Source organism: Ekhidna sp. (genome assembly GCF_965227465.1).
Classification (GTDB): domain Bacteria; phylum Bacteroidota; class Bacteroidia; order Cytophagales; family Cyclobacteriaceae; genus Ekhidna.
The window spans coordinates 431,127-451,950 of record NZ_OZ245746.1; the positions used below are offsets into that span (position 1 = coordinate 431,127).

The 20,824-nt window shown below is 39.1% G+C and carries 19 protein-coding genes; 14 read left to right on the forward strand and 5 right to left on the reverse strand.

The features are described 5' to 3' along the window. Positions 1-23 precede the first annotated feature (23 nt). The 3 genes from ACO05G_RS01965 to ACO05G_RS01975 all read right to left on the reverse strand — a co-directional run bounded on the left by ACO05G_RS01965 (position 24) and on the right by ACO05G_RS01975 (position 7,306). Positions 24-1,457: a RagB/SusD family nutrient uptake outer membrane protein gene (locus ACO05G_RS01965; RefSeq protein ID WP_421764453.1), complete on the reverse strand. Its 1,434-nt coding sequence runs from the start codon at positions 1,455-1,457 to the stop codon at positions 24-26. A 16-nt stretch (positions 1,458-1,473) separates the two neighbouring features. After that, a complete protein-coding gene (locus ACO05G_RS01970) occupies positions 1,474-4,461 on the reverse strand; it encodes a SusC/RagA family TonB-linked outer membrane protein (protein ID WP_421764454.1) in 2,988 nt (995 codons plus the stop codon). Positions 4,462-4,612: 151 nt separating this feature from the next. Then, positions 4,613-7,306 (reverse strand): putative LPS assembly protein LptD, encoded by a 2,694-nt coding sequence (locus ACO05G_RS01975; RefSeq protein ID WP_421764455.1) that lies wholly within the window; start codon positions 7,304-7,306, stop codon positions 4,613-4,615. Positions 7,307-7,500: 194 nt separating this feature from the next. On the opposite strand from ACO05G_RS01975, the gene ACO05G_RS01980 reads away from it, so the two are divergent. The 7 genes from ACO05G_RS01980 (at position 7,501) to ACO05G_RS02010 (ending at position 15,460) form a co-directional block, all read left to right on the forward strand. Beyond that, complete coding sequence (locus ACO05G_RS01980) at positions 7,501-8,301, forward strand: N-acetylmuramoyl-L-alanine amidase family protein (protein WP_421764456.1); 801 nt, start codon at positions 7,501-7,503, stop codon at positions 8,299-8,301. 12 nt (positions 8,302-8,313) lie between these two features. Continuing rightward, the gene (locus tag ACO05G_RS01985) at positions 8,314-9,231 is read left to right on the forward strand and encodes an MlaD family protein (RefSeq protein WP_348282712.1); all 918 of its coding nucleotides are present in this window, start codon (positions 8,314-8,316) and stop codon (positions 9,229-9,231) included. A gap of 6 nt (positions 9,232-9,237) precedes the next feature. Continuing rightward, entirely contained in the window at positions 9,238-10,866 is a 1,629-nt protein-coding gene (locus ACO05G_RS01990) for an acyl-CoA carboxylase subunit beta (protein WP_421764457.1), read from the forward strand. A gap of 12 nt (positions 10,867-10,878) precedes the next feature. After that, entirely contained in the window at positions 10,879-11,730 is an 852-nt protein-coding gene (locus ACO05G_RS01995) for a transglutaminase-like domain-containing protein (RefSeq protein WP_421764458.1), read from the forward strand. Next, on the forward strand, positions 11,727-12,419 hold the full coding sequence (locus ACO05G_RS02000; RefSeq protein ID WP_421764459.1) for a DNA alkylation repair protein: 693 nt from the start codon (positions 11,727-11,729) through the stop codon (positions 12,417-12,419). The genes ACO05G_RS01995 and ACO05G_RS02000 overlap by 4 nt, the downstream gene beginning before the upstream one ends. A 102-nt stretch (positions 12,420-12,521) precedes the next feature. Next, positions 12,522-12,860, forward strand: a complete 339-nt coding sequence (locus ACO05G_RS02005) for a PadR family transcriptional regulator (RefSeq protein ID WP_348282716.1) — start codon at positions 12,522-12,524, stop codon at positions 12,858-12,860. Continuing rightward, entirely contained in the window at positions 12,857-15,460 is a 2,604-nt protein-coding gene (locus ACO05G_RS02010; RefSeq protein WP_421764460.1) for an ABC transporter permease, read from the forward strand. Before ACO05G_RS02005 ends, ACO05G_RS02010 begins: the two co-directional genes overlap by 4 nt. On the opposite strand, the gene ACO05G_RS02015 is transcribed toward ACO05G_RS02010, so the two are convergent. Beyond that, complete coding sequence (locus ACO05G_RS02015; protein ID WP_348282719.1) at positions 15,461-16,066, reverse strand: 4'-phosphopantetheinyl transferase family protein; 606 nt, start codon at positions 16,064-16,066, stop codon at positions 15,461-15,463. It lies immediately after the preceding gene. 28 nt (positions 16,067-16,094) lie between these two features. On the opposite strand from ACO05G_RS02015, the gene ACO05G_RS02020 reads away from it, so the two are divergent. Genes ACO05G_RS02020 through folB form a run of 3 tightly spaced genes read left to right on the forward strand, consistent with a single transcriptional unit; the run spans position 16,095 to position 18,345 of the window. Beyond that, positions 16,095-17,000 carry a WD40 repeat domain-containing protein gene (locus tag ACO05G_RS02020; RefSeq protein ID WP_421764461.1) on the forward strand — a complete coding sequence of 302 codons (906 nt, stop codon included), beginning with the start codon at positions 16,095-16,097 and terminating at the stop codon, positions 16,998-17,000. Beyond that, complete coding sequence (locus ACO05G_RS02025) at positions 16,997-17,992, forward strand: DivIVA domain-containing protein (RefSeq protein ID WP_421764462.1); 996 nt, start codon at positions 16,997-16,999, stop codon at positions 17,990-17,992. The genes ACO05G_RS02020 and ACO05G_RS02025 overlap by 4 nt, the downstream gene beginning before the upstream one ends. Positions 17,993-17,994: 2 nt before the next feature. Next, positions 17,995-18,345 carry a dihydroneopterin aldolase gene (gene folB / locus ACO05G_RS02030; RefSeq protein ID WP_348282722.1) on the forward strand — a complete coding sequence of 117 codons (351 nt, stop codon included), beginning with the start codon at positions 17,995-17,997 and terminating at the stop codon, positions 18,343-18,345. On the opposite strand, the gene ACO05G_RS02035 is transcribed toward folB, so the two are convergent. Continuing rightward, positions 18,342-18,623, reverse strand: coding sequence for a HesB/IscA family protein (locus tag ACO05G_RS02035; protein ID WP_421764463.1), 282 nt, complete (start codon positions 18,621-18,623; stop codon positions 18,342-18,344). The genes folB and ACO05G_RS02035 overlap by 4 nt on opposite strands. A gap of 90 nt (positions 18,624-18,713) precedes the next feature. Between ACO05G_RS02035 and ACO05G_RS02040 the strand changes: the two genes are divergently transcribed. From ACO05G_RS02040 to dtd, 4 genes are read left to right on the forward strand one after another with little or no spacing between them, the layout of a single operon-like run. Then, positions 18,714-19,235 carry a hypothetical protein gene (locus ACO05G_RS02040; protein ID WP_421764464.1) on the forward strand — a complete coding sequence of 174 codons (522 nt, stop codon included), beginning with the start codon at positions 18,714-18,716 and terminating at the stop codon, positions 19,233-19,235. A gap of 3 nt (positions 19,236-19,238) precedes the next feature. Next, a complete protein-coding gene (locus tag ACO05G_RS02045; protein ID WP_421764465.1) occupies positions 19,239-19,634 on the forward strand; it encodes a YkvA family protein in 396 nt (131 codons plus the stop codon). A gap of 37 nt (positions 19,635-19,671) precedes the next feature. Then, positions 19,672-20,340: an NAD(P)H-binding protein gene (locus tag ACO05G_RS02050; protein ID WP_421764466.1), complete on the forward strand. Its 669-nt coding sequence runs from the start codon at positions 19,672-19,674 to the stop codon at positions 20,338-20,340. Then, the gene (gene dtd, locus ACO05G_RS02055) at positions 20,337-20,789 is read left to right on the forward strand and encodes a D-aminoacyl-tRNA deacylase (protein ID WP_421764467.1); all 453 of its coding nucleotides are present in this window, start codon (positions 20,337-20,339) and stop codon (positions 20,787-20,789) included. Before ACO05G_RS02050 ends, dtd begins: the two co-directional genes overlap by 4 nt. The last annotated feature ends 35 nt before the right edge of the window (positions 20,790-20,824 follow it).

The following is a 20,824-nucleotide window of genomic DNA, read 5'->3' on the forward strand; positions in this document are numbered from 1 at the left end:
TTTATTCTCTTTAAATTGATTAATTAACTACCCAAGAATGCTGCCCAAAGGTTATCCTGCGTCATATTTGGATTGGCATCAATTTCCTCTTGAGGAATTGGCCATGCAAATAATTTATCCCCATAAGGAATAACACAATTACCGTTTGTAAGCGTACATCCGGAACCTCGGTCAATATCAATTTGAAGTCGCTTGATGTCTCCATATCTATGACCTTCAAATGCGAGCTCTCTTCTTCTTTCTTCCAAAATGTCATCCAATAAGGCATTACCTGTGCTATTAATTGCCGGAGCATTCGCTCTGGCAGTAATGAGGTTTATTGAATTTTGAGCAGCAGTAGTTTGACCATCTCTGGCTAAGCATTCTGCCTGGATTAGAATCATCTCGCTCAGTCTAAGTATAGGATAGTTGAAGAAGCGCTGATTACCATCATTACCAGGGTATTTATGTACAAAGTCAACACCGCCTACATTGGTGTACCATGCATTTCGGAAGTCAGCAGCGTCGTATTGATTCAAAATGTCCTGACTTGGACCCAAATCTCCGTAACCTTCTACTCTATTATAGATAGATGCTAAACCTTCTAATCCTGGATAGTTGCTATCGTTGGTATTATTTGCATAAATATTTAAGATAGCTTCAGAACTAGGAGTTGCGGTAGCCCACTCTTCAACAAGCCCACCATTTACGGTGTAGTTCATCAAAGTATATCCACCGTTATTGATTACGGTATTAGCATCACTCAACGCTGCAGTATAGTCACCCATGTATAAGTTTACTCGAGCTCTCAATCCTACCACAGCCATTGTGCTTGCTCTATCGGCATTTGCGTCTGTTGCATTTACCATAAGAGACTGAGCACTATTTAAATCCGCCATGATATTTGAGAAAACAGTAGCTGCATCATCTCTCGCAGGTGTACCAATCTCATTTGTCATGATGTATGGAATACCGGGATGCGTAGAGCCAGCAACAAAGTTGTAATCCTGAGCGTAAATTCTCATCAAATCAAAATGGCAAAGTGCTCTAACAAATAGTGCTTCTGCCTTCAATTGATCTTTACGTCCTTGATCACCAGGAATTTCATCAATTCGATTGATTACCTGATTTGCTCTTCCTACTACATTATAGGCCTGAGTCCAATTACTAACTGTCGTATTAGTTGGGTTTAATTCCAATGTGTAATAAATAGTTAGTCTGGCACCTGCTCCGTCAGGAATGTTACCATTGTCGGAAGATGCATCCATTAAAGCAGGGAAGTTTCTTCCATAATAGCTCCCACTTTGTAATCCTGAGTAAAGGCCAATTACTGCGTTTTCAAAATCGTTGATTGTTTCAAACGCGGCATCTGTCGAGACAGATTGTTGAGGCTCAATCTCAAGTTGATCTGAACAGCTTATACCTAATGCTACAAGCAAGGCAAGGCTGATTTTATATAGTTTATTATATGATTTCATACTTTTTGAGTTTTAATTAAAATCCAATATCAATACCTACTGTGTATGATCTAGGCTGTGGATACAGTCCAAAATCGACACCACCAACACCCACTTCCGGATCTAATCCAGGGTACTTAGTCCATGTTTTCACATTTTGACCCTGAGCATAGATTCTAACACTGGTAAGCTTAAGCTTGGAAGCCATAGTCGATGGAAGGTTATACGCTACTGTTACATTTCTCAATCTTAAGAATGAACCGTCATGTACTTGTCTGGTTGAAGCATTGTTACCACCATCAGTATTTCCTTGCTTGATAATTGGAACATCGGTAACATCACCTGGTTGTTGCCATCTTCTTAGCTGCTCAGTACTTTGATTTCTACCGAATCTAGATCCATCACTATTGATAAATCTTGAAACACTTCGATAGATTTCATTTCCATGGCTAAGGAAGAAGAAAGCTGAAACAGAGACCCCTTTGTACTGGAATGTATTTGTCATTCCTGAAAGGATGTTAGCTACCGGATTGCCAACGATCTGACGATCAGCTTGTCCATAGGCAGTTACAACGTTTCCGTCTTCATCATACCATAATGGAGCTCCATTAGCTGGGTTTACACCTGCATAGACTGGTAAGTACCAAGAGTTAACACTCTCACCCACACGTTGGATATTATTGCCACTGATAACGTCGGCTCCATCTGGGAGGCTTGTAACTTCATTATCATTAATTGATAAATTAAAGTCAGTTGCCCAGGAGAAATCACCCACTCGAGCGTTAACAGAGCTTACAGTGAATTCAAAACCTTTATTCACCATGGTGCCAAGATTCTGATCTATAGTGGTAAAACCTGTCGTTCTTGATATTGGTACGTCAAGAAGCATGTCGGTAGTTTCCTTATTGTAATAGTCAATTGAACCTGATAGTCTTCCCTGGAATAACGAGTAATCGATTCCAATATCCAATTGCTGGCTTTGTTCCCAGGTTAAATCCGGGTTATCCAACTGTGAAGGGAAACTAGCAGACTGACCATTATACGAGCCAAACTGGTATAAACCTCTTGAGTCGAAGTTTCCAATGGACTGGTTACCAGAGGTACCATAACTACCTCGAATTTTTAACTGATCAACAAAGCTTACATTGAAGAAATCTTCATCAGCAATATTCCAACCTGCACCTACCGAATAAAATGTAGCAAATCTGTTATTAGCACCAAACCTGGATGATCCATCTCTTCTTACACTTACATCTACAAAAAAGCGCTCATCAAAGTTGTAATTAACTCTTGAGAAAACTCCCCATATGGCCCATTCAGTACCAAAGGCACCATAGCCAAAATTTGCTGCCCCTGAATTGATAGTTCTTAACTTATCAGAAGGAAAGTTATTAGCTGTGACATCAATTGACTCTCGGTTTGCATTTTGAAACTCATTACCGGCAAGTATTGATACATTATGTACATCGTTGAAAGATGTATTATAATTCAGTGTGCTAGTGATTACATAGTCTCTATTTAGCGTCGATACAGCAGTAACAAACCCTCCATCATTTACTCCATCAGGGTGATTTTGAGAGGTCCAGCTATCTTCTGTAATTCTTACCATATCCATACCTACACTTTGAGTAAATGTGAGACCGTCCAGGATATCATAATTCAAAAATACCTTTCCGGTTGTTCTGAATGAATTTGCAACGTTGTTGGATAAAGCTTGTGTAGCTACGATGTTATGATTGGAAAAACCTGGTGTATTGAAGTTAAAACCTGTTCCTCTATCATCACCATTATCAATTTGCTCCTGACTAGCGAAGATTGGATAAAGAGGAGATAGGTACATTCCTCCATAAATTGGGTCACCAAAAGAGGTGCCTCCACCATATCTACCATTTTGCTTTGCATTCGAAATAGTTAGATTAACTCCAAAAGTAAGTTTCTCTGTAGCCGAGTGATCGATGTTAAAACGAGATGAGAATCTTTCCAATTTCGTTTGTACAGCAATACCCTCCTGATCTAAAAATGATCCAGAAATGAAGAATCTTGTTTTTTCATCCCCACCACTAGCTGATAATTCATAGCTTTTCAATGAACCATCCTGGAAGGCAAGATCAAGCCATGGAGTGTCTACAGTATCTGGAACAATCGGGAAATACGTAGATGCACTACTTGCATCATCAGGATTTCCACCGGTATTAATTACCGCCTCACGCATATACTCTGTAAACTGCGCAGAGTTCATTACATCAAATGGATCATCTCTTCTTTCAGAGAAACCTTGCTGAACCCTCAAAGTAAACTTGGTGGTTCCTGGCTTTCCTTTCTTGGTAGTAATGATAATAACACCATTTGCTGCCCTGGATCCATAAATAGCCGCAGCTGACGCATCTTTTAGTACTGTTACATTCTCAATATCATTTGGATTGAGCGATGCAAGTGCATTAGCTGTTTGCTGATCTCTTGATAAATCTCCTACATTAATAGGTACACCATCAAGAACGTATAATGGAGCACTTCCGGCATTAATTGACCCGATTCCCCTTAACCTAACGTTGGTTGCACCTCCTGGCATTCCACTGGTTCCCTGAACGTTAAGCCCGGCAACATTGCCCTGCAGAATATTATCGAAACTTGGTAGCGGTACTTGTTCGAATTTTTTAGCATCAACTTTATCAATTGATCCCGTAAGTTTTTTGGTTGTGGACTCACCATAACCTACCACTATTACTTCCTGGAGCTCTGTTGCACCACCCATCGTCACATCAATGACTGAACGAGTTCCGGCGTTGATCTCCTGAGCTTCGAAACCTACAAAAGAGAACACCAACATATCACCATCATTAACCTGAAGGCGATAATTTCCGTCTATATCAGTTGTAGTCCCTGTAGTGGTGCCTTTAATCACCACATTCACTCCGGGTAAACCCTCACCAAGGTCGTCGGTGACTTTACCGGATACCGTCCTCTGAGCATAGACTTGCGTCATTGCCAAGAGGCACACAATCAATGAAAAGAAAAACTTTTTCATAAGCATGATTTGTTTGTTAAAAAATGATTTAAACCTGTAAGGGTAGCTCTGAAAAAGTCTTTTTAATTGTAAAAAAGAATCCCCTAAACCGTAAGGGATTTAGGGGATTCAGGAGTTATTAGGGCTATTTTACAATTTTTAGAAGAGGCAACTAATTAAAAAAATCAAAAAAGCTTCGACGCTTTTCTAGCTTCAAATCTTGCAGTACAGACGACTTAACTCGAATGGATAAAAAGTACGATTGGTACCTTCCAAATGGAACCCAATCAAAATTCATCGTCCAGCAATGAAGGTCTCTGGTTACTCCAACACGAGTGGTCGTAAAATCCTTCGCTTCAAAGTCATATCCTGAATTAAAGGTAATCTGTGTTTTATCTGTAAGCCCCAATGTTCCGCTGAACTGGAAACTCTGCCTGATTGATGCTTCCTGAAATCCTCTCTTATTTCGATTGATCGAGTATTGCATTCTCAAGGTCCATGGGACATTAAAGTCAACATATTGTTCAGGGTTGTTCTGGATATGTTGAACTTGCTGCCTTTCAAAATCGCTATAGCCATCAAATCCGACTTGATCCTCAGGAGGAATTATACCTTGGTCACCATTAAGTGGATCGCTTGGAAGTGCTGAGGTATTTCTTTTACTTCCCTTAGGGGATAAATTAAAGCTCACAGCTGTAGTCATGCTACTTAATTTACCAATTCCATTACCGTTATTCCAGGTAAATCGATTTAGTCGTCTTTGATTCACTACTTTGGCACCACTTGAATTAGTAGTTTCAGATATGAGTAAATATTCATAAGGGTCGATGGACCCGGTAAAGTTTAGTGACACCTTTCCATCAAAAAGACTTGTTCTCGCATTAATATTTATGTTGCTAAGTTTAAATGAGTCGGCCGCTAAATTATATCCAGAGCTTAGCCCAAGGTTTTCAAAAAGCTTCACTTTCTTAAAACCTGTTACTGTATCCTTCTTGCTGGCAACTTTCATCTCGATATTGTTGGATAAAGAGAGTCCTATTGTTTTACTTTCTCCTCCTGGGGGTGACCCAAAAGCAAATCCTTGATATTTACTAACCCTTTGTGTGTTTCCTAGTGAATCAATTTGAACATCACTATATACGCCATATTTAGTATCTGAAAAATCGGGACTGTAACTAAATGATACGCTTGGTGTCATGACGTGGCGAATAGCTTGGATTTTACCCCCATTGAAGAATGCTGTTCCATAAAGCCGTGTATTTAGTGAAGCTCCCGTTGACCAACTCCCTGCTCTGCTAAATCCATCAACTGTATCTACACGCACACCATTTTCTTCTGCGATATATTCATATCTTAATTCTTTGATGTACCATAACTCTTGATAATTGAATGTTGGGTTTAAAGTGAAGTACTTTAATACATTCATAGATGTGGATATAGGAATTGTATGCTTCCCCCCAAGTTGTGAACGTCTGAAAATTTCGTTTAAGTTGTTTTCATTAAAGGCAATGACAGAGTCAGATTTCGCACTCCTGTTGAGAACGTCGAAGCTAAATGGATCTCTAACCTGATCGTTGGTTAACTCATTTTTTGCTGCAAAATTGTGACTAAAGCTAAATTTTGCGAGTGGTGATTTGCTAGAACTTACTACATCTTTAAATGGGTAAATCCTGTTCATATTTACTGTAATGTCAGGTAATGTTAAGTTAACAATACCTGTCTGAATGTTTTGTGAATGCCTCAGATTAGATGACATATTAAATGGAGTTCCAGCAAATATCTTCCGGTAACTAATATTGGATGCGAATTGTGAGTTAATACTTCGAGTAAAATCCTGATTAACTAGGTTGTTGTTATTGTTATAAGAGGAAGTACCAGCGGAGACGGAAGCTGAAATTGATGAATTCCCCTTAGACTCTGGGGTGTGATTCCATCGAACCCAATAGTCGTTGGTCTCCAATGGATTTTCAACATCATCGGAAACGGACTTATTGTAAGAAAAATTAAATGTGCCTCGGAAAGAATATCGTTTGTAATAATTGGAATTAGCAGTAATTCCATTCCCTCCTTTTGAATAAATGTCTCCAGTTAGTCTTAGGTCTACATAGTCACTGATGGCAAAATAATAACCCCCATTTCTTAAGAAGAACCCCCTTCTACGCTCTTCACCATAGGAGGGTACGATTATTCCTGAAGACTTTTCTTTTGGTTGAGGAAACATACCAAACGGAAAAAATAGTGGAGTGGGCACATCCCTGAATCGCATATTGAAAGGTCCTGAAACTACTTTGTTGTTCGGTATTACTTTTAATTTGGTAGACCGTATAGAGAAATGAGGATCTTCAAGATTACAGGTGGTGTACTCAGCTCCTCGAATGAATAACTCGTCTTCTGAATTCTTCTTGACATCTTCGCCGTGCATGAAGCCACCTTGTTGTTCAGTGACCACACCCTTAATTAATGCACGTTCTGTCTTAAAATTATAGACAATATTATCAGTTACATAAGCATCTGGACCATCCGTAAAAACGGGTTTACCAATTTTTCTGCCTGTCGAGTCTGTTGTGTATTTAGCTTTAAGCGTTCGCTTATTCCAATCAATATCCATTCGCTCTGCGTCTAGCGCAATTTCTCCATAATCAATATGCGTTTCGCCGTATAGGAAAAGCTCTCTACTATTTATATTGAAGAAAAGGGAATCTTTTGCATTGTAATTGATTGTTGTTTCTATATCGCTTTTGCGAGATGCATTTGTAGGCTTTACGGTAGTAGTATCAACAATTATTGTATCTCCAACTTCAACCTCATTCGAAACACGCTCAAGCGAATCAGTTTCTTGAGAATTCCCCTGAAAAAATAAGAGCAAAAAGAAAATTATAATTAAACCCCTCAATCCTTCGCGCTTTTTTGAAAATGAACAATGACCAAATTATCTTTGAGATGTTTATATGATGGCATAGTTGGCAGGTTTTTTGATAACATTTGCATTTGAAAACTGCTGTTTTTGCCTGATTTTGTATCTTTTGCGTAAAAGTATTTCATTTTAGACAATATTAAGAAGTGAGAAACCTGGTACTACCCATAGGCTTGACCTTATTTTTAGTTTTAGCTTCATTTAATCCGGTTGGTAAGAAAAGTTTTGCTGTTACTAAAATTGTCATTGACCCTGGCCATGGAGGGAAGGATCCTGGAACGCTGGGAGCTTACACTAAAGAAAAAGATGTCGCTCTTCAGGTCGCACTTAAAGTGGGTGAGTATGTCAAGAAAAACATTCCAGATGTAGAAATCATTTACACCAGAAAAGACGACACGTTTATTGACCTTAAAAAGCGATCGGAAATTGCAAATAATCATGATGCAGATTTATTTGTTTCTGTTCATGCAAACTCCTTACCAAAAACCACACCTCTTACTAGAAAGAAATCTATAAGAGGTTCTGAGGTGTATGTAATGGGAGTGCAGAATACGGATCGAGCATTAGAAGTTGCCCAAAGAGAAAACTCTGTAATTCTTTTAGAAGAAGATTACGAAAAAAATTATGACTTTGATCCACAATCAGAGGAATCCTACATCCTTTTTAACCTGACACAATCTGCTTATCAGGACAATAGTTTATTACTTGCCAGTTTAATTGACGATCAATTGAAAAATCGGGCAGGAAGAAGAAGTTATGGCGTAAAACAATCTAGCTTGTATGTGATGTGGAGCACCGCAATGCCAAGTGTGTTGGTGGAAATTGGCTACCTTTCCAACCCGGTAGAAGAAAAAGAATTGAACAACACGGAAGTGCAGTCTTATATTGCCTCAGGTATATACAGAGCGATAAAAGAATATAAGGAAGCATTTGATGCTCAGAACTAAAAATTAAGAACTGTGTCAAAAGAATTTAAGATTGGTTTAATAACGATTATTGCAGGTGCACTACTCTATTATGGGTTCAATTTTCTAAGAGGATCAGATCTTTTTTCACCCTCGAATAGATACTTTGCCACATATGCCAATGTTTCCGGACTGAATGTTTCAAATCCGGTTTATTTCAATGGACTTCCGGTAGGTAGAGTTAGTGGATTTGAGCTTGTTCAGGAAAAAGGATACATCGTTGTGTCCATAGATATAGATGAAGGTCTAGTGATCGGAGATGACGCTTCTGCCACACTAGCTAATGACGGACTTTTTGGAGGAAAAGCGATCGTTCTCAATGTCGGCGAATCTGAGATTCCATTAGAACCAGGAGATACTCTGGCTTCTGATATGGATGAGGGGATGTTGTCTCAATTCGAACCAGTTGCTGACAACTTGAATACCACAATTACAAAGCTGAATGATCTGCTTGATGAATTAAACGAGACAGATATTTCTGGAACAGTAGATACGCTAAAGTACTCAATTGGCACGTTGACAAACAAAGTCAACAGACTGGATATAGAATCTCCCGTACGAAATGCGAACGAACTTCTCATTTCATTTAAAGAGCGCTCCGATCAGCTCGAAGGAGTTTTAGAGAGCTCTAAATATTTATTGGACTCGTTGAATGCTGTCCCTCTTTCAGAGACACTCGCGAAAGTAAATGAATCACTAGATCACGTAAATAATCTATTACTCGCTGTTCAGTCAGATGAAGGTACTCTTGGGAAGATGCTTAATAATGATTCTGTCTACAACAATTTAAACAAGCTTCTTGTCGATATGGATGAGTTAATTATTCATTTCAATAACTATCCAAAAGACTTCATGAGTCCGTTGGGAAGAAAGACCAAAAAACTAAAAGGAAAGCCACAACAAGGCGATTAAGCTTACATGGATATTCAATTCAACAAAAATGAAGATACCAATAAGCAATTGGTATTTAAACTAAAGGAACGCCTCAAAAAAATTCATTTAGGAGGAGGTGAGAAAAAAATCGCATCACATCATAAGAAAGGAAAACTCACTGCAAGAGAAAGAATTGATTACTTGTTAGATGATCCGAGCGACTTTTTGGAGATAGGTGCTTTTGCTGCTGATGGCATGTATCAAGAAGTTGGTGGATGTCCCTCAGCCGGTGTAGTTACCGGTATAGGGAAGGTTTCAGGTAAACAGTGTATGGTGGTAGCGAATGATGCTACTGTTAAAGCGGGGGCATGGTTTCCTATGACTGCCAAGAAAAACTTGAGAGCACAAGAGATTTCTTTAGAAAATAATCTTCCAATTATTTATTTGGTAGATAGCGCAGGGGTTTTTCTTCCGATGCAAGATGAAATTTTCCCAGACAAAGAGCATTTTGGCCGTCAGTTCAGAAACAATGCAATAATGTCCTCTAAAGGCATTATTCAAATCGCTGCTATTATGGGGAGTTGTGTGGCCGGCGGGGCTTATTTACCTATCATGGCTGATGAGGCGTTGATTGTAGATGGTACTGGTTCTGTATTTCTTGCGGGTAGCTATTTGGTTAAATCTGCAGTAGGAGAGGATATTGATAACGAAACATTAGGTGGAGCTACTACACACTGTGAAATATCAGGTGTGACGGATAACAAGTTTGCTGACGATAAAGAAGCACTGGACGCGATTAAGAAAATATTTGATAAAGTTGGTGATCCTCAAAATGCAGGTTTCAATAGATCTAAAAGTAAGCTTCCCAAAAAGAAAATTGAAGATATCTATGGAGAATTCCCTGCTAACAGAGGCATTCAGTATGACATGGTAGAGGTAATTAAATGCCTTGTGGACGATTCAGATTTTGATCAGTATAAAGAGCTCTATGGAAAGTCAATTGTTTGCGGATATGGAAGAATAGATGGCTGGAGTGTGGGTATTGTGGCTAATCAACGGAAGGTAGTAAAGACCAAAAAAGGTGAAATGCAGATGGGAGGGGTGATTTATTCTGATTCAGCTGATAAAGCCGCCCGATTCATCATGAACTGCAATCAACGAAAAATTCCACTGGTATTTCTTCATGATGTGAATGGATTCATGGTCGGTTCACGCTCTGAACATGGGGGAATTATCAAAGATGGAGCAAAAATGGTGAATGCCGTTTCTAATTCAGTGGTACCAAAGTTTAGCATTGTGATGGGTAGCTCATATGGGGCAGGAAATTATGCAATGTGTGGGAAAGCATATGATCCGCGACTTATTTATGCCTGGCCAACAGCGGAGATTGCAGTCATGAGTGGGGGCTCGGCAGCAAAAACGCTATTACAAATCGAAATTGCGTCCGCAAAAGCAAAAGGCAAAGAGCTTACCGAGGAGGAAAAAGAGGCACAACTAAAGAAAATAGAGGATTCGTATAAGGAAAAGTTGAGTCCATACTATGCTGCCTCCAGGCTTTGGGTAGATGGAATCATTGACCCAAAAGAGACTCGAAATGTCATTTCAACAGGAATTAAAATGGCAAATCATGCCCCTGTTGAAGAGCGAATGAATGTTGGAGTCATTCAAACTTGATAAATTTATTCCTTGCTCAAAGAATCTGAAATAAAAGCCTTAGTTGTCCTATTGGATGATGAAGATCATGAGGTCGTCACCCATGTTGAGGAAAAAATTATGTCTATTGGTACAAGTGTGATCCCATTACTTGAACAAGAGTGGGAAAGTACATTTAATCCAATTATACAGGCAAAGATCGAAGATCTTGTTCACGAGCTACAATTTGAATTATTAAAAGAAAGGTTTCTGGACTGGAAAGATTCCGGTGCTGAAAACCTACTTGAAGGACTTTGGATTGTTGCAACCTATCTATATCCAGATATTGAAATAGAAGAGCTAAATGAAGAAATAGAGCAATTATACCACGAATTATGGCGTCACATGGAAGATGATATGGCACCTTATGATCGGGTAAGAGTCTTTAATGAAGTATTCTTCAACAAGTTCAAGTTTAGAGCAAATACAAAAAATTTCCATTCTCCTGCCAATTCAATGATCAATGCAGTTTTGGAAACAAAAAAGGGAAATCCAATCTCCTTATGTGCTGTTTATCTACTTCTTGCTCAAAAAATGGATTTGCCTATCCATGGGGTTAATCTTCCAAATCTCTTTATCCTTACTTATCTGGTTGGTGAAGAATCGTTCTACATCAATGTTTTTAATCGAGGGCTTATTTTCACCCGTGATGACATTGACAATTACCTGGAAAGCCTACAGCTGGAAAAACAAGATATCTTTTATGATCCCTGTTCGAATCTGGATATCATTTTACGTGCGCTTAGAAACCTGATTGTCTCATTTGAGAAGCTCGGAGACTATCACAAAGCAGATGAGATTAAGCTGATTCTCCAGAAAATGGATGATCAATACTTCAGTTTATGAAAAGCTTAGATCTGATACTAAAAGATCTCAATGAAATGGCAGATCCGGAGTACGTTTCCAAAATGGAACACTTTGGCATAAAAGGGGCTCCAAAAGCTTTGGGTATTAAAAACGCCATTCTAAAACCCTACGCAAAGGAGCTGGGAAAAGATCAGATACTTGCAAACCAATTGTGGGATCAGCCGATTCACGAGTGTAAGCATCTGGCAATGCTACTTACTGAAGGAAAACTTTTCACTGAAGAAATTGCTGAAAAATGGACTTCAGAATGCTATTCGTGGGATTTGGTTGATGGCATAGGAATGAAGTTGGTGCCACTTACAGATTTTGCCTACCGTAAAGTGAACGAGTGGAGTACACGCGAACCGGAATTTGAAAAACGGATGGCATTTGCCACAATGGTTGGCTTAACCATAAGAGATAAAAAAGCATTAAACGAAAAATTATCTAGCTTTTTTCCCATTATAGAACGCGAAGCTTGGGATGATCGAAATTTCGTAAAAAAGGCTGTCAATTGGGCTTTAAGACAACTTGGTAAACGAAACCTTGAGCTCAACAAGGAAGCCATTAAAGTTGCTGAGCGAATTAAAAGTCAAGGTACGAAAGCAGCCAGTTGGATCGCCGCAGATGCGCTTCGGGAACTCAGAAGCGATAAAATAAAGGATCGCCTGGAATCCAAGAAACTATAATGAAAATTAACATTAACGTAACCTTTATTTCTTAGTGGAGTATTAAGACTACAATTAAGACTTAAATATTTTGATTACTTTTAGGATTTAAATACAAAATCTATGAATAAGTATTCGATAGGGGAATTTGAAGAAGTGGTGATGCTGACGGTAGCTGTGCTGTATGAAAACGCATATGGGATATCCATAAAGCAAGAAATTGAAAGCCGACTTAAGCGAAAAGTTAGTGTTGGGGCGATGAGAACCGCCTTAAATAGACTTGAAAAAAAAGGCTATCTCGATTCTCATTTTGGTGAGGCTACCGCAGTTCGAGGTGGGAAAAGAAAGCGATACTTTAAAGTAACTCCACTAGGTAAAAAAGTTTTAGAACAAGTAATGGAAACCAGAAAGCAGCTTTGGGACTCGATTCCATCAGTGGCCTTTGACTTCAAATTTGGATGAGTGATTTGAACTCGATACCGCCACCCAAGTTCCCAACCAGACTATTGCGATGGTTTTGTAATGATACTCTTATCGAAGATGTAGAAGGTGATTTGTCAGAGCTATTCGCTGAAAGACATAAAAAGAGCCCTGCAAAAGCAAGACTCAAATATTTTTTGGATGTAATGCTGCTTTTCAGGCCTGGAATCATCAAAAATTTCGAACTCAAAAACGGACTAATTAATACTGCCATGATTAAAAATTATTTGAAAATCGCACTAAGAAATGCCTTACGGTATAAGGGATTTACTATGCTAAACTTACTTGGATTAATCGTTGGACTTGTTTCGAGTATGCTTATTCTTTTATGGATCAACGATGAAATTCAGGTAGATAAATTCCATAAAAATGGAGATCGAATCTATCAGGTATTCAGAAATATGAAGCAATCAGGAGGAATGGTTAATACTACATGGTCCATTCCAAAACCTGCTGCTGATCTTATGAAACAAGAATATCCGGAAGTGGAAGAGGTGGCACAGCTTAGTTGGCTAATTGATATGGAGTTCATTAAAGACGATGAGCGCGCAGAAGAAGAAGGATACTTTGCAACACCTAATTTTCTGACCTTATTCTCCTTTGAATTTCTGGAAGGAGACGTTAAAACGGCACTGAATGATTTAGGATCAATCGTAATCTCACGAGCAATAGCCGAGAAACAGTTTGGATCAAATTGGAAAGAAAATGCAATTGGGTCGGCAATAATTATCGATGATGGAAGGGAAGCGATTGTTACTGGTGTATTTGAAGATGTTGGGACTAACTCCAGTCTCCAGTTTGACTGGCTTTTACCTGCCCAATACTTTTTCAATAGGAATGAATGGGTAGACGATTGGGGGAACGGAAGCTTCAGGATTTACTTTACACTTCGTGACGATACGGATCTGCCTGCGGTAGCGGAACGAATGTATGATGAAATCATAACTCATGCGGCTGGTCAGAGTAACTCGGGAGAAGAGTATCTAATTACCCATAAATTTCAGGACTATTACCTCTATTCGAATTTTGAAAATGGGGTTGTCGATGGTGGTCGAATAGACTATGTGAAGATCATGACAATAGTGGCTATTTTCATTCTACTCATTGCCTGCATAAATTTCATGAACCTTGCTACTGCAAGATCGGGAAGAAGGTCAAAAGAGATTGGCTTACGCAAGGTGATGGGTGCTTATAAATCTTCGATCAGCAAACAGTTTTTCATCGAATCTATTTCGCTCTCGTTCGTAGCAATGATGTTGTCAATTGTATTGGTTTTGTTGTTACTGCCTTTATTCAACCAGCTGGTTGACAGGCAACTGGGAGTTGATTTCACTCAACCTTCTACGTGGTATTTCTTAGTAGGCATCACATTGGGGGTTGGATTTCTATCAGGGCTATATCCAGCTGTATTATTACCAACATTTAATATCATCCGATCGCTCAAAGGCTCTGTTAAGCAATCCTCTGGTGCTGCATATTTCAGAAAGGGGTTGGTTGTTTTTCAATTTTCAATCTCCACTCTGTTAATTGTAGGAACAGCCATTATTTACTCCCAACTAGAATTTGTCCTAAATAAAAACCTGGGATTGGATAAAGACAATCTGGTTGCTATATGGATGGGCGATGATTTTGGAGAAAGACTGGACACCTACCGGACAGAAATTCAAAAAATACCGGAGGTGAAAGCAATAACCGCATCATCTGGAAACCCGATTTCCTATGGCAGGTCCACCAGTTCAGTGCGATGGGAGGGGATGAGTGAAGAAGGTTATGAAATAAATATTATGCTAACCGACGAGCATTTCATTAAAACTATGGGAATGGAGATCAAAAATGGAAGAGATTTTAATGAGCAATTGACCGACTCTACCAATTTTCTTATAAATGAGGTGCTTGCTGAACTCATGGGATTTGATGATCCTATCAATAAGGATTTATCGTTCTGGGGGATCGACGGAAAAGTAGTTGGGGTTGTTAAGAACTTTCACATGAGAAATCTTCATGAATCAATAGCACCTCTTGTTATTTCTTGCATAGCTCCCTCCAGAACCAACATTGCCCTGGTGAGAATTCAGGGTGAAGCTAATAAGGCTTTAGAATCAATTGCTCAGGTAAACCAGGAATTGGATCCCGATGAGGAATTTAATTACGAATTTGTTGATCAGGTGTATGCTGAAAGTTATCAAAGTGAAATGACAGTGAGCTCATTAGTGAAAATTTTTGCGGGCATTTCCATATTAATTTCCTGTCTCGGACTGTTTGGCTTGTCCGCATTTACGGCTGAACAAAGGTCTAAGGAAATTGGCGTTCGGAAGGTGCATGGTGCCAGCGTCAGGCAATTGGTTTTACTGCTTTCAAAAGATTACTCATTACTGATGGTTTTCGCATTTTTAGTGGCTATTCCGTTTGGATACTACTTTGGTAATTCATGGTTGGAAGGGTTTGAATTCAGGACGAATCTTGACCCCTTTCTCTTCCTGATGGCCGGATTATCTACTTTCGTAATTGGAGCAATCACTGTGAGTTTTAAATCATACCAGGCAGCAAGGGTAAACCCGGTAAAAACATTAAAAGATGAATAATTAGGTGCCATAGGCAAGAAGATACTCCTTTACCCACTCATGATGGATATAATGGGTGTCTTCATGCCCCTTTTTTAGAATTTCACCTTTAATTATTTCTTTAGATTCAAATGAGACTTTGATTTCGTCCTTAAGGCTTAGAAATTTTCTTCCAAAAATTTTGTAGATCACTTCTTTAGCACACCAGATCGTACACAGCTTTTCAAGATCATTCTTGAATTGCATTTCTGACGCATGCAAATATTTCATTTTTACGTATTCGTGCTTATCACGAGGGCGTTCCATATCTATCCCACAAGGTTTTTTGAGATGAATCATCGCTGCTGCTATTGGAAAGGAATGCGAAATAGAAATATTAGCATCACTACCATTTAAGTATGGCTTCCCTTTGTCTTGTTTTTTAATCCCTTGATAAGGGATTTCGAATTTTTCGCATAAAGTCTTTACCAACATCCGCCCGACAATCCACTCTGCTTGCCTTACAGGATTTAAATCTGCGGGAAAAGGCTCGGGGGACAAATAGGGAAGTTCCAAAAAGGTCTCTTGAATATTCCAAATGGCGTAAGCTGAATGCTCATCAATCTGCTTATTTAGTAGCAAAGGCATTAGCAATTGTAATACTTTTGCATACCAAATGGGCAAGATCGAGGTAAAAAAACTTCATACATTTCTAGGTCACAATGACAGCATCTACACATTAGCTGCACTGGATGATCATCGATTTATTTCTGCAGGAGGTGATGGGATGATTGTGCTCTGGGATTTGAAATCACCTGATGAAGGCGAGGTTGTTGTTAAGATACAAAACTCTGTTTACGCCTTGTGTGTAGATCGAGTCAATAGATGTTTATATGTGGGTCAAAACAATCAGGGGATTCATAAAATAGATCTCCGGACCAAGAAGGAGGTGAGCTCCATCAGCCTAGGAGACCATCAAGTATTCGCCATTGAGCTGGTTGATGATAAAATATGGGTCGGACTTTCCAATGGTGAGGTCGTAGAGCTATCACTGGATTTATCTTTGATTAAAAAAACGAAATATGCTGATGACCGGATTCGCAGTATTGATGAAAGCAAAGAAATAGTCGCTCTTGGATGTAGTGATAATCTCATTAGAATAATCCAAAAATCAAATGGTTCTGTTCTGCATGAGTTAAATGGTCACAAGAATTCAGTTTTTGCAACCAAGTACCACCCTTCAGGAAAATACTTAATTTCAGCTGGAAGAGATGCTCATTTAAAAGTTTGGGACACCCAGAGTGATTATGTATTAAGAGAGTCAATAGCAGCACATCTCTATACAATAAATGACGTCATATTCAACGCTAGTGGAAGGTACTTCGTAACAGCCAGTATGGATAAATCGATTAAGCTGTGGGATGCACACAACTTTAAACTTTTGAAAGTATTAGACAAACATAGACACGCTGGCCATGGAAATAGCGTTAACAAGCTTCTATGGATGAATTATCGTGACTTGTTAGTAACTTGTAGCGATGATCGTACGATCTCTGTTTGGGAAATTAAATTTGCAGAATGAAGATAACACCGCTGGAAATTCGTCAGAAAGATTTTGAAAAGAAACTTAGAGGTTACGATAAGGATGAAGTCAATGCTTTCCTTCAATCACTCTCAAATGAGTGGGAGCGGATGCTTGAAGAGAATAAAGAGCTTACACTAAAGCTAAAACAGGCAGAAAAAGAAGTAGAGAAGCTTCGTGAAGTAGAAAGCTCCCTATACAAAACCCTTAAAACAGCTGAAGATACAGGGGCTAATGTGATAGAACAGGCGAATAAGGCTGCTGAACTTCATATGAAGGAGACCAAGATGAATGCGGAGGGTCTCCTAAGCGAATCAAAAAACAAAGCTCGCGCAATGATAGAGCAGGCAGAGATGGAAGCTCGCCAGATTATTGAGGAACTTCAGGATGCGGTTAAAAGCATTGAGCAAAACCACAGAGACATTGAGAATCACAGACAAAATGCCCTTCAGGAGCTTAAGAACCTCTCTGTTACACTGATAGAAAAGGTTGAGCGAAACACAGGAGAGAGCAAAGAATTCAAATTTGATGATTATGTAAAGCGTGTCAAAAAACTTGCGAGAGAAAGTGAGGAGCGTATAAAATCTGAAAAGACGGAAGTTCAGGTAGAAGCAAAAAAATTAGAAACCCCTCCGGTTGAAATGCATAAGCAGGATGCATCAACTCGTGAACTCAATACAGAAACAGATGAAGTTTCATCCCCTTCAGAGCCTCCCAAAACAGAGGAGCTAAAGGAACGAATCATTCAAAAAACCACTCGCCAACCAGAACCTGAAAAAGAAGAGGAACCGACACAGACAAAGATAGAAGAGAAGCCTCTTGGAGATTCTCATGAAGAATTAGATATAAAGAAACCTGATGCGGTAAAGGAAGAGCCTAAAACTGAATCCATCAAGAAAGAAGAGCCTGCTGGGAAAAAGGAAGAGGAGGAGAAAAAAGGCCCGCGCATATCTAAAACAGTTTCTTTCTTTGACGAGCTCGATACCGATTAATTATGGGTAAGGTCTCGCTGGAAGGAATGGAATTCTATGCACGTCACGGATACTACGAAGAAGAGCGTGTCATCGGAAACAAGTATAGCGTGGACGTAACGCTTGATTTAGATTTTTCAGAAGCTGCTCTCGATGACAAGCTGGAGGGAACAGTAAATTATGAGAAAGTCTATGAGATCGTTCAGGATGTGATGAGTATAGATGCTAATTTGCTGGAGCATTTAGCAGGAAAGATGATCAAATCGTTAAAGGAAAATTTTTCTCAAATCAATCACGTACAGGTTAGGGTTAGTAAGTACAACCCACCTATCAAAGGGTTGTGTAAGAAGGCAACTGTGGAGTTAGAGGGCTAACTAAACACAAACCCCCTAGCATCTGCTTCATCATAAAACTCAATCTTTTTACCCACTAGAAACATCATCTCACTTTTCCTTACAAGGATCTGAACCCCATCAATGAAATATTCGTCATCAGATTCTTTTTTCTTATCAAACCCCAGCTTAAATCCAACCCCACATCCCATGCCTTTTGTAGCAATCCGAAGACCATACCCCTCAGGAATGCCTTTATTTTTTAAGATATTTTTTACCTCTTCGAGTGCTCTGTCCGTTATTTCCACTGGGGGCATCATGACCGTATATATTCATTTATCAAAAAGGCCTGTGACCTCCTTGTAAAAGTATTATTTTTGAAGTTTATCTAACACTAAACAATCCAATACATGGAAATGGTTTACGACCTATTAAAAATTACAATTCCAGCCGGTCTCGTACTTTACTTAGCATATTTACTGGTGCGTTCTTTTCTACAAAAACAGCTTGACGAAATCGCATTTAGTGTAAGACAAAAAAATCAGGAGATTGTAGTTCCCATTCGTCTGCAAGCATATGAGCGTATTGTGTTATTGCTCGAACGGATTACTCCATCAAATCTAATCTCTCGCCTAAGCAGTTCGGACTATACCGCTGAAGAATTTCAACAAATACTCATTCATGAGATAAGAAATGAATTTAATCATAACCTTTCACAGCAAGTATACATGTCTGACAGTGCGTGGACCTATGTAACCACAGCAGTTGAACAGACAATTTCTGTAATCAATTCATCAACCAATACGTTAGCGGATAAGGCGAAAGGGTTTGATTTGGCTAGAGCAATTTTAGAAAATACTGCTGGAGAGGAAATGGATACACCTAAACAAGCCATAAAATATATTAAAGAAGAGATTCAGGACGTTTTTTAAAGCATGGAAAAAACCAAGAAAATATGGGAGAAGGCTAAAAAAACAGCAACAGACAGGGATGCAATGAAGGCCACTTTGTCAAATGCCGGCAATAAGCTTAAAAGCCTCGCAAAAAATTCGAATGAGCTTCAAGAGTTTAAATCCAAACTTGAGATATTAATGAGAATGTTTCAAGCACACCTTTCACGCGAATATCGAGCATTCCCTATTTCTACAATCATTTTAATTGTGTTTGCCCTGGTGTATTTTATCACGCCTACAGATCTAATTCCTGATTTCATTCCTGCCGTAGGATTTACTGATGATGCGTCTGTTGTTTTTCTTATAGTGAAAAAGCTTAATCGAGATATTAAGAAGTTTCATCGATGGGAGGAAGAACAGTGGGAACAAGCTGACTAATTTAATTGTACTACGTTATCAATTGAATGAAGGAAGTATGGCTAAAAAGGCGATTGTAATTGGAGCTACGGGACTTGTGGGGAAGCAGCTAATCAGACTTATGGTCAAGGACGAAAAATATGATTCAATTGTCGTTGTTACTCGTCGACCACATGAGATTAAGGATCCCAAGTTAATAGAAGTTATTGTTGAAGATTTTAAAGATCTCAAAAAAATTGCTTCAAAAATGAATGGTAATGACTTTTACTGCGCTTTAGGAACAACCAGAAGCAAGGCAGGGTCAAAAGAAGTCTTCCTTAAAGTAGATGTAGAGTATCCGCAGGAATTTGCCAGAATAGCTCAATCTCAGACAGGCTTTGAGCAGTTATTAGTTGTATCCGCTGTAGGCGCAAATAGTTCATCTCCACTCTTCTACAATAGCGCTAAAGGTCAGCTGGAAGATAAGTTGCAAGAAATGAACTTAAAGGCTTTGAAAATATTTCAACCATCACTTTTATTAGGAGATCGTAAGGAATATCGATTTTTCGAGGAGGTTGCCAAAGTAATTAGCGCGATTGCTTCATTTTTCACCATTGGGTCCAAAAAGAAAGTGGGAGCTATCCGAGACGTTGAGGTAGCAAAAGCCATGATCGAAGTAGCGCATAAAGACGAACCTGGGTTTCAAAGATTTAAGCCAGGGCAAATGATTGATATTGCCTACGCATGAGAGCCTTAATTCAGCGTGTTTCTTCAGCTTCTGTCACTATAGATTCCCATCTAAAATCTGAGATTCAGACAGGAATTCTCATCCTGCTTGGCATTGAAGAGGCGGATGATGAATCAGACATTGAGTGGTTGAGTCGAAAGATCGTCAATATGCGAATCTTCCCGGACGATAATGGTGTCATGAACAAAAGCTTATTAGATGTAGATGGAGAAGTATTGATTGTAAGTCAATTCACTTTGCATGCAAGCACCAAAAAAGGAAATCGCCCCTCATATATCAAAGCAGCAAAGCCTGAAATAGCAATCCCACTATACGAAGCTTTTATAAAGGAAATCCAATCAGTCCTTACCACAGAAGTGAAAACAGGCGAATTTGGAGCGGACATGAAGGTGTCGCTTATAAATGATGGCCCTGTTACCATTTTTGTTGACACTAAAAACAAAGAGTAATTCTTTTTTAATCAATTTATATATCCGCCCTTTGT

Bases quoted from the DNA above. Each gene is read 5' to 3' on its own strand.
- ACO05G_RS01965 (WP_421764453.1), bottom strand. From the start codon at position 1,457: ATGAAATCATATAATAAACTATATAAAATCAGCCTTGCCTTGCTTGTA.
- ACO05G_RS01970 (WP_421764454.1), bottom strand. From the start codon at position 4,461: ATGAAAAAGTTTTTCTTTTCATTGATTGTGTGCCTCTTGGCAATGACG.
- ACO05G_RS01990 (WP_421764457.1), top strand. From the start codon at position 9,238: ATGGATATTCAATTCAACAAAAATGAAGATACCAATAAGCAATTGGTA.
- ACO05G_RS02000 (WP_421764459.1), top strand. From the start codon at position 11,727: ATGAAAAGCTTAGATCTGATACTAAAAGATCTCAATGAAATGGCAGAT.
- ACO05G_RS02005 (WP_348282716.1), top strand. From the start codon at position 12,522: ATGAATAAGTATTCGATAGGGGAATTTGAAGAAGTGGTGATGCTGACG.
- ACO05G_RS02010 (WP_421764460.1), top strand. From the start codon at position 12,857: ATGAGTGATTTGAACTCGATACCGCCACCCAAGTTCCCAACCAGACTA.
- ACO05G_RS02015 (WP_348282719.1), bottom strand. From the start codon at position 16,066: ATGCCTTTGCTACTAAATAAGCAGATTGATGAGCATTCAGCTTACGCC.
- ACO05G_RS02020 (WP_421764461.1), top strand. From the start codon at position 16,095: ATGGGCAAGATCGAGGTAAAAAAACTTCATACATTTCTAGGTCACAAT.
- ACO05G_RS02025 (WP_421764462.1), top strand. From the start codon at position 16,997: ATGAAGATAACACCGCTGGAAATTCGTCAGAAAGATTTTGAAAAGAAA.
- folB (WP_348282722.1), top strand. From the start codon at position 17,995: ATGGGTAAGGTCTCGCTGGAAGGAATGGAATTCTATGCACGTCACGGA.
- ACO05G_RS02035 (WP_421764463.1), bottom strand. From the start codon at position 18,623: ATGATGCCCCCAGTGGAAATAACGGACAGAGCACTCGAAGAGGTAAAA.
- ACO05G_RS02040 (WP_421764464.1), top strand. From the start codon at position 18,714: ATGGAAATGGTTTACGACCTATTAAAAATTACAATTCCAGCCGGTCTC.
- ACO05G_RS02045 (WP_421764465.1), top strand. From the start codon at position 19,239: ATGGAAAAAACCAAGAAAATATGGGAGAAGGCTAAAAAAACAGCAACA.
- ACO05G_RS02050 (WP_421764466.1), top strand. From the start codon at position 19,672: ATGGCTAAAAAGGCGATTGTAATTGGAGCTACGGGACTTGTGGGGAAG.
- dtd (WP_421764467.1), top strand. From the start codon at position 20,337: ATGAGAGCCTTAATTCAGCGTGTTTCTTCAGCTTCTGTCACTATAGAT.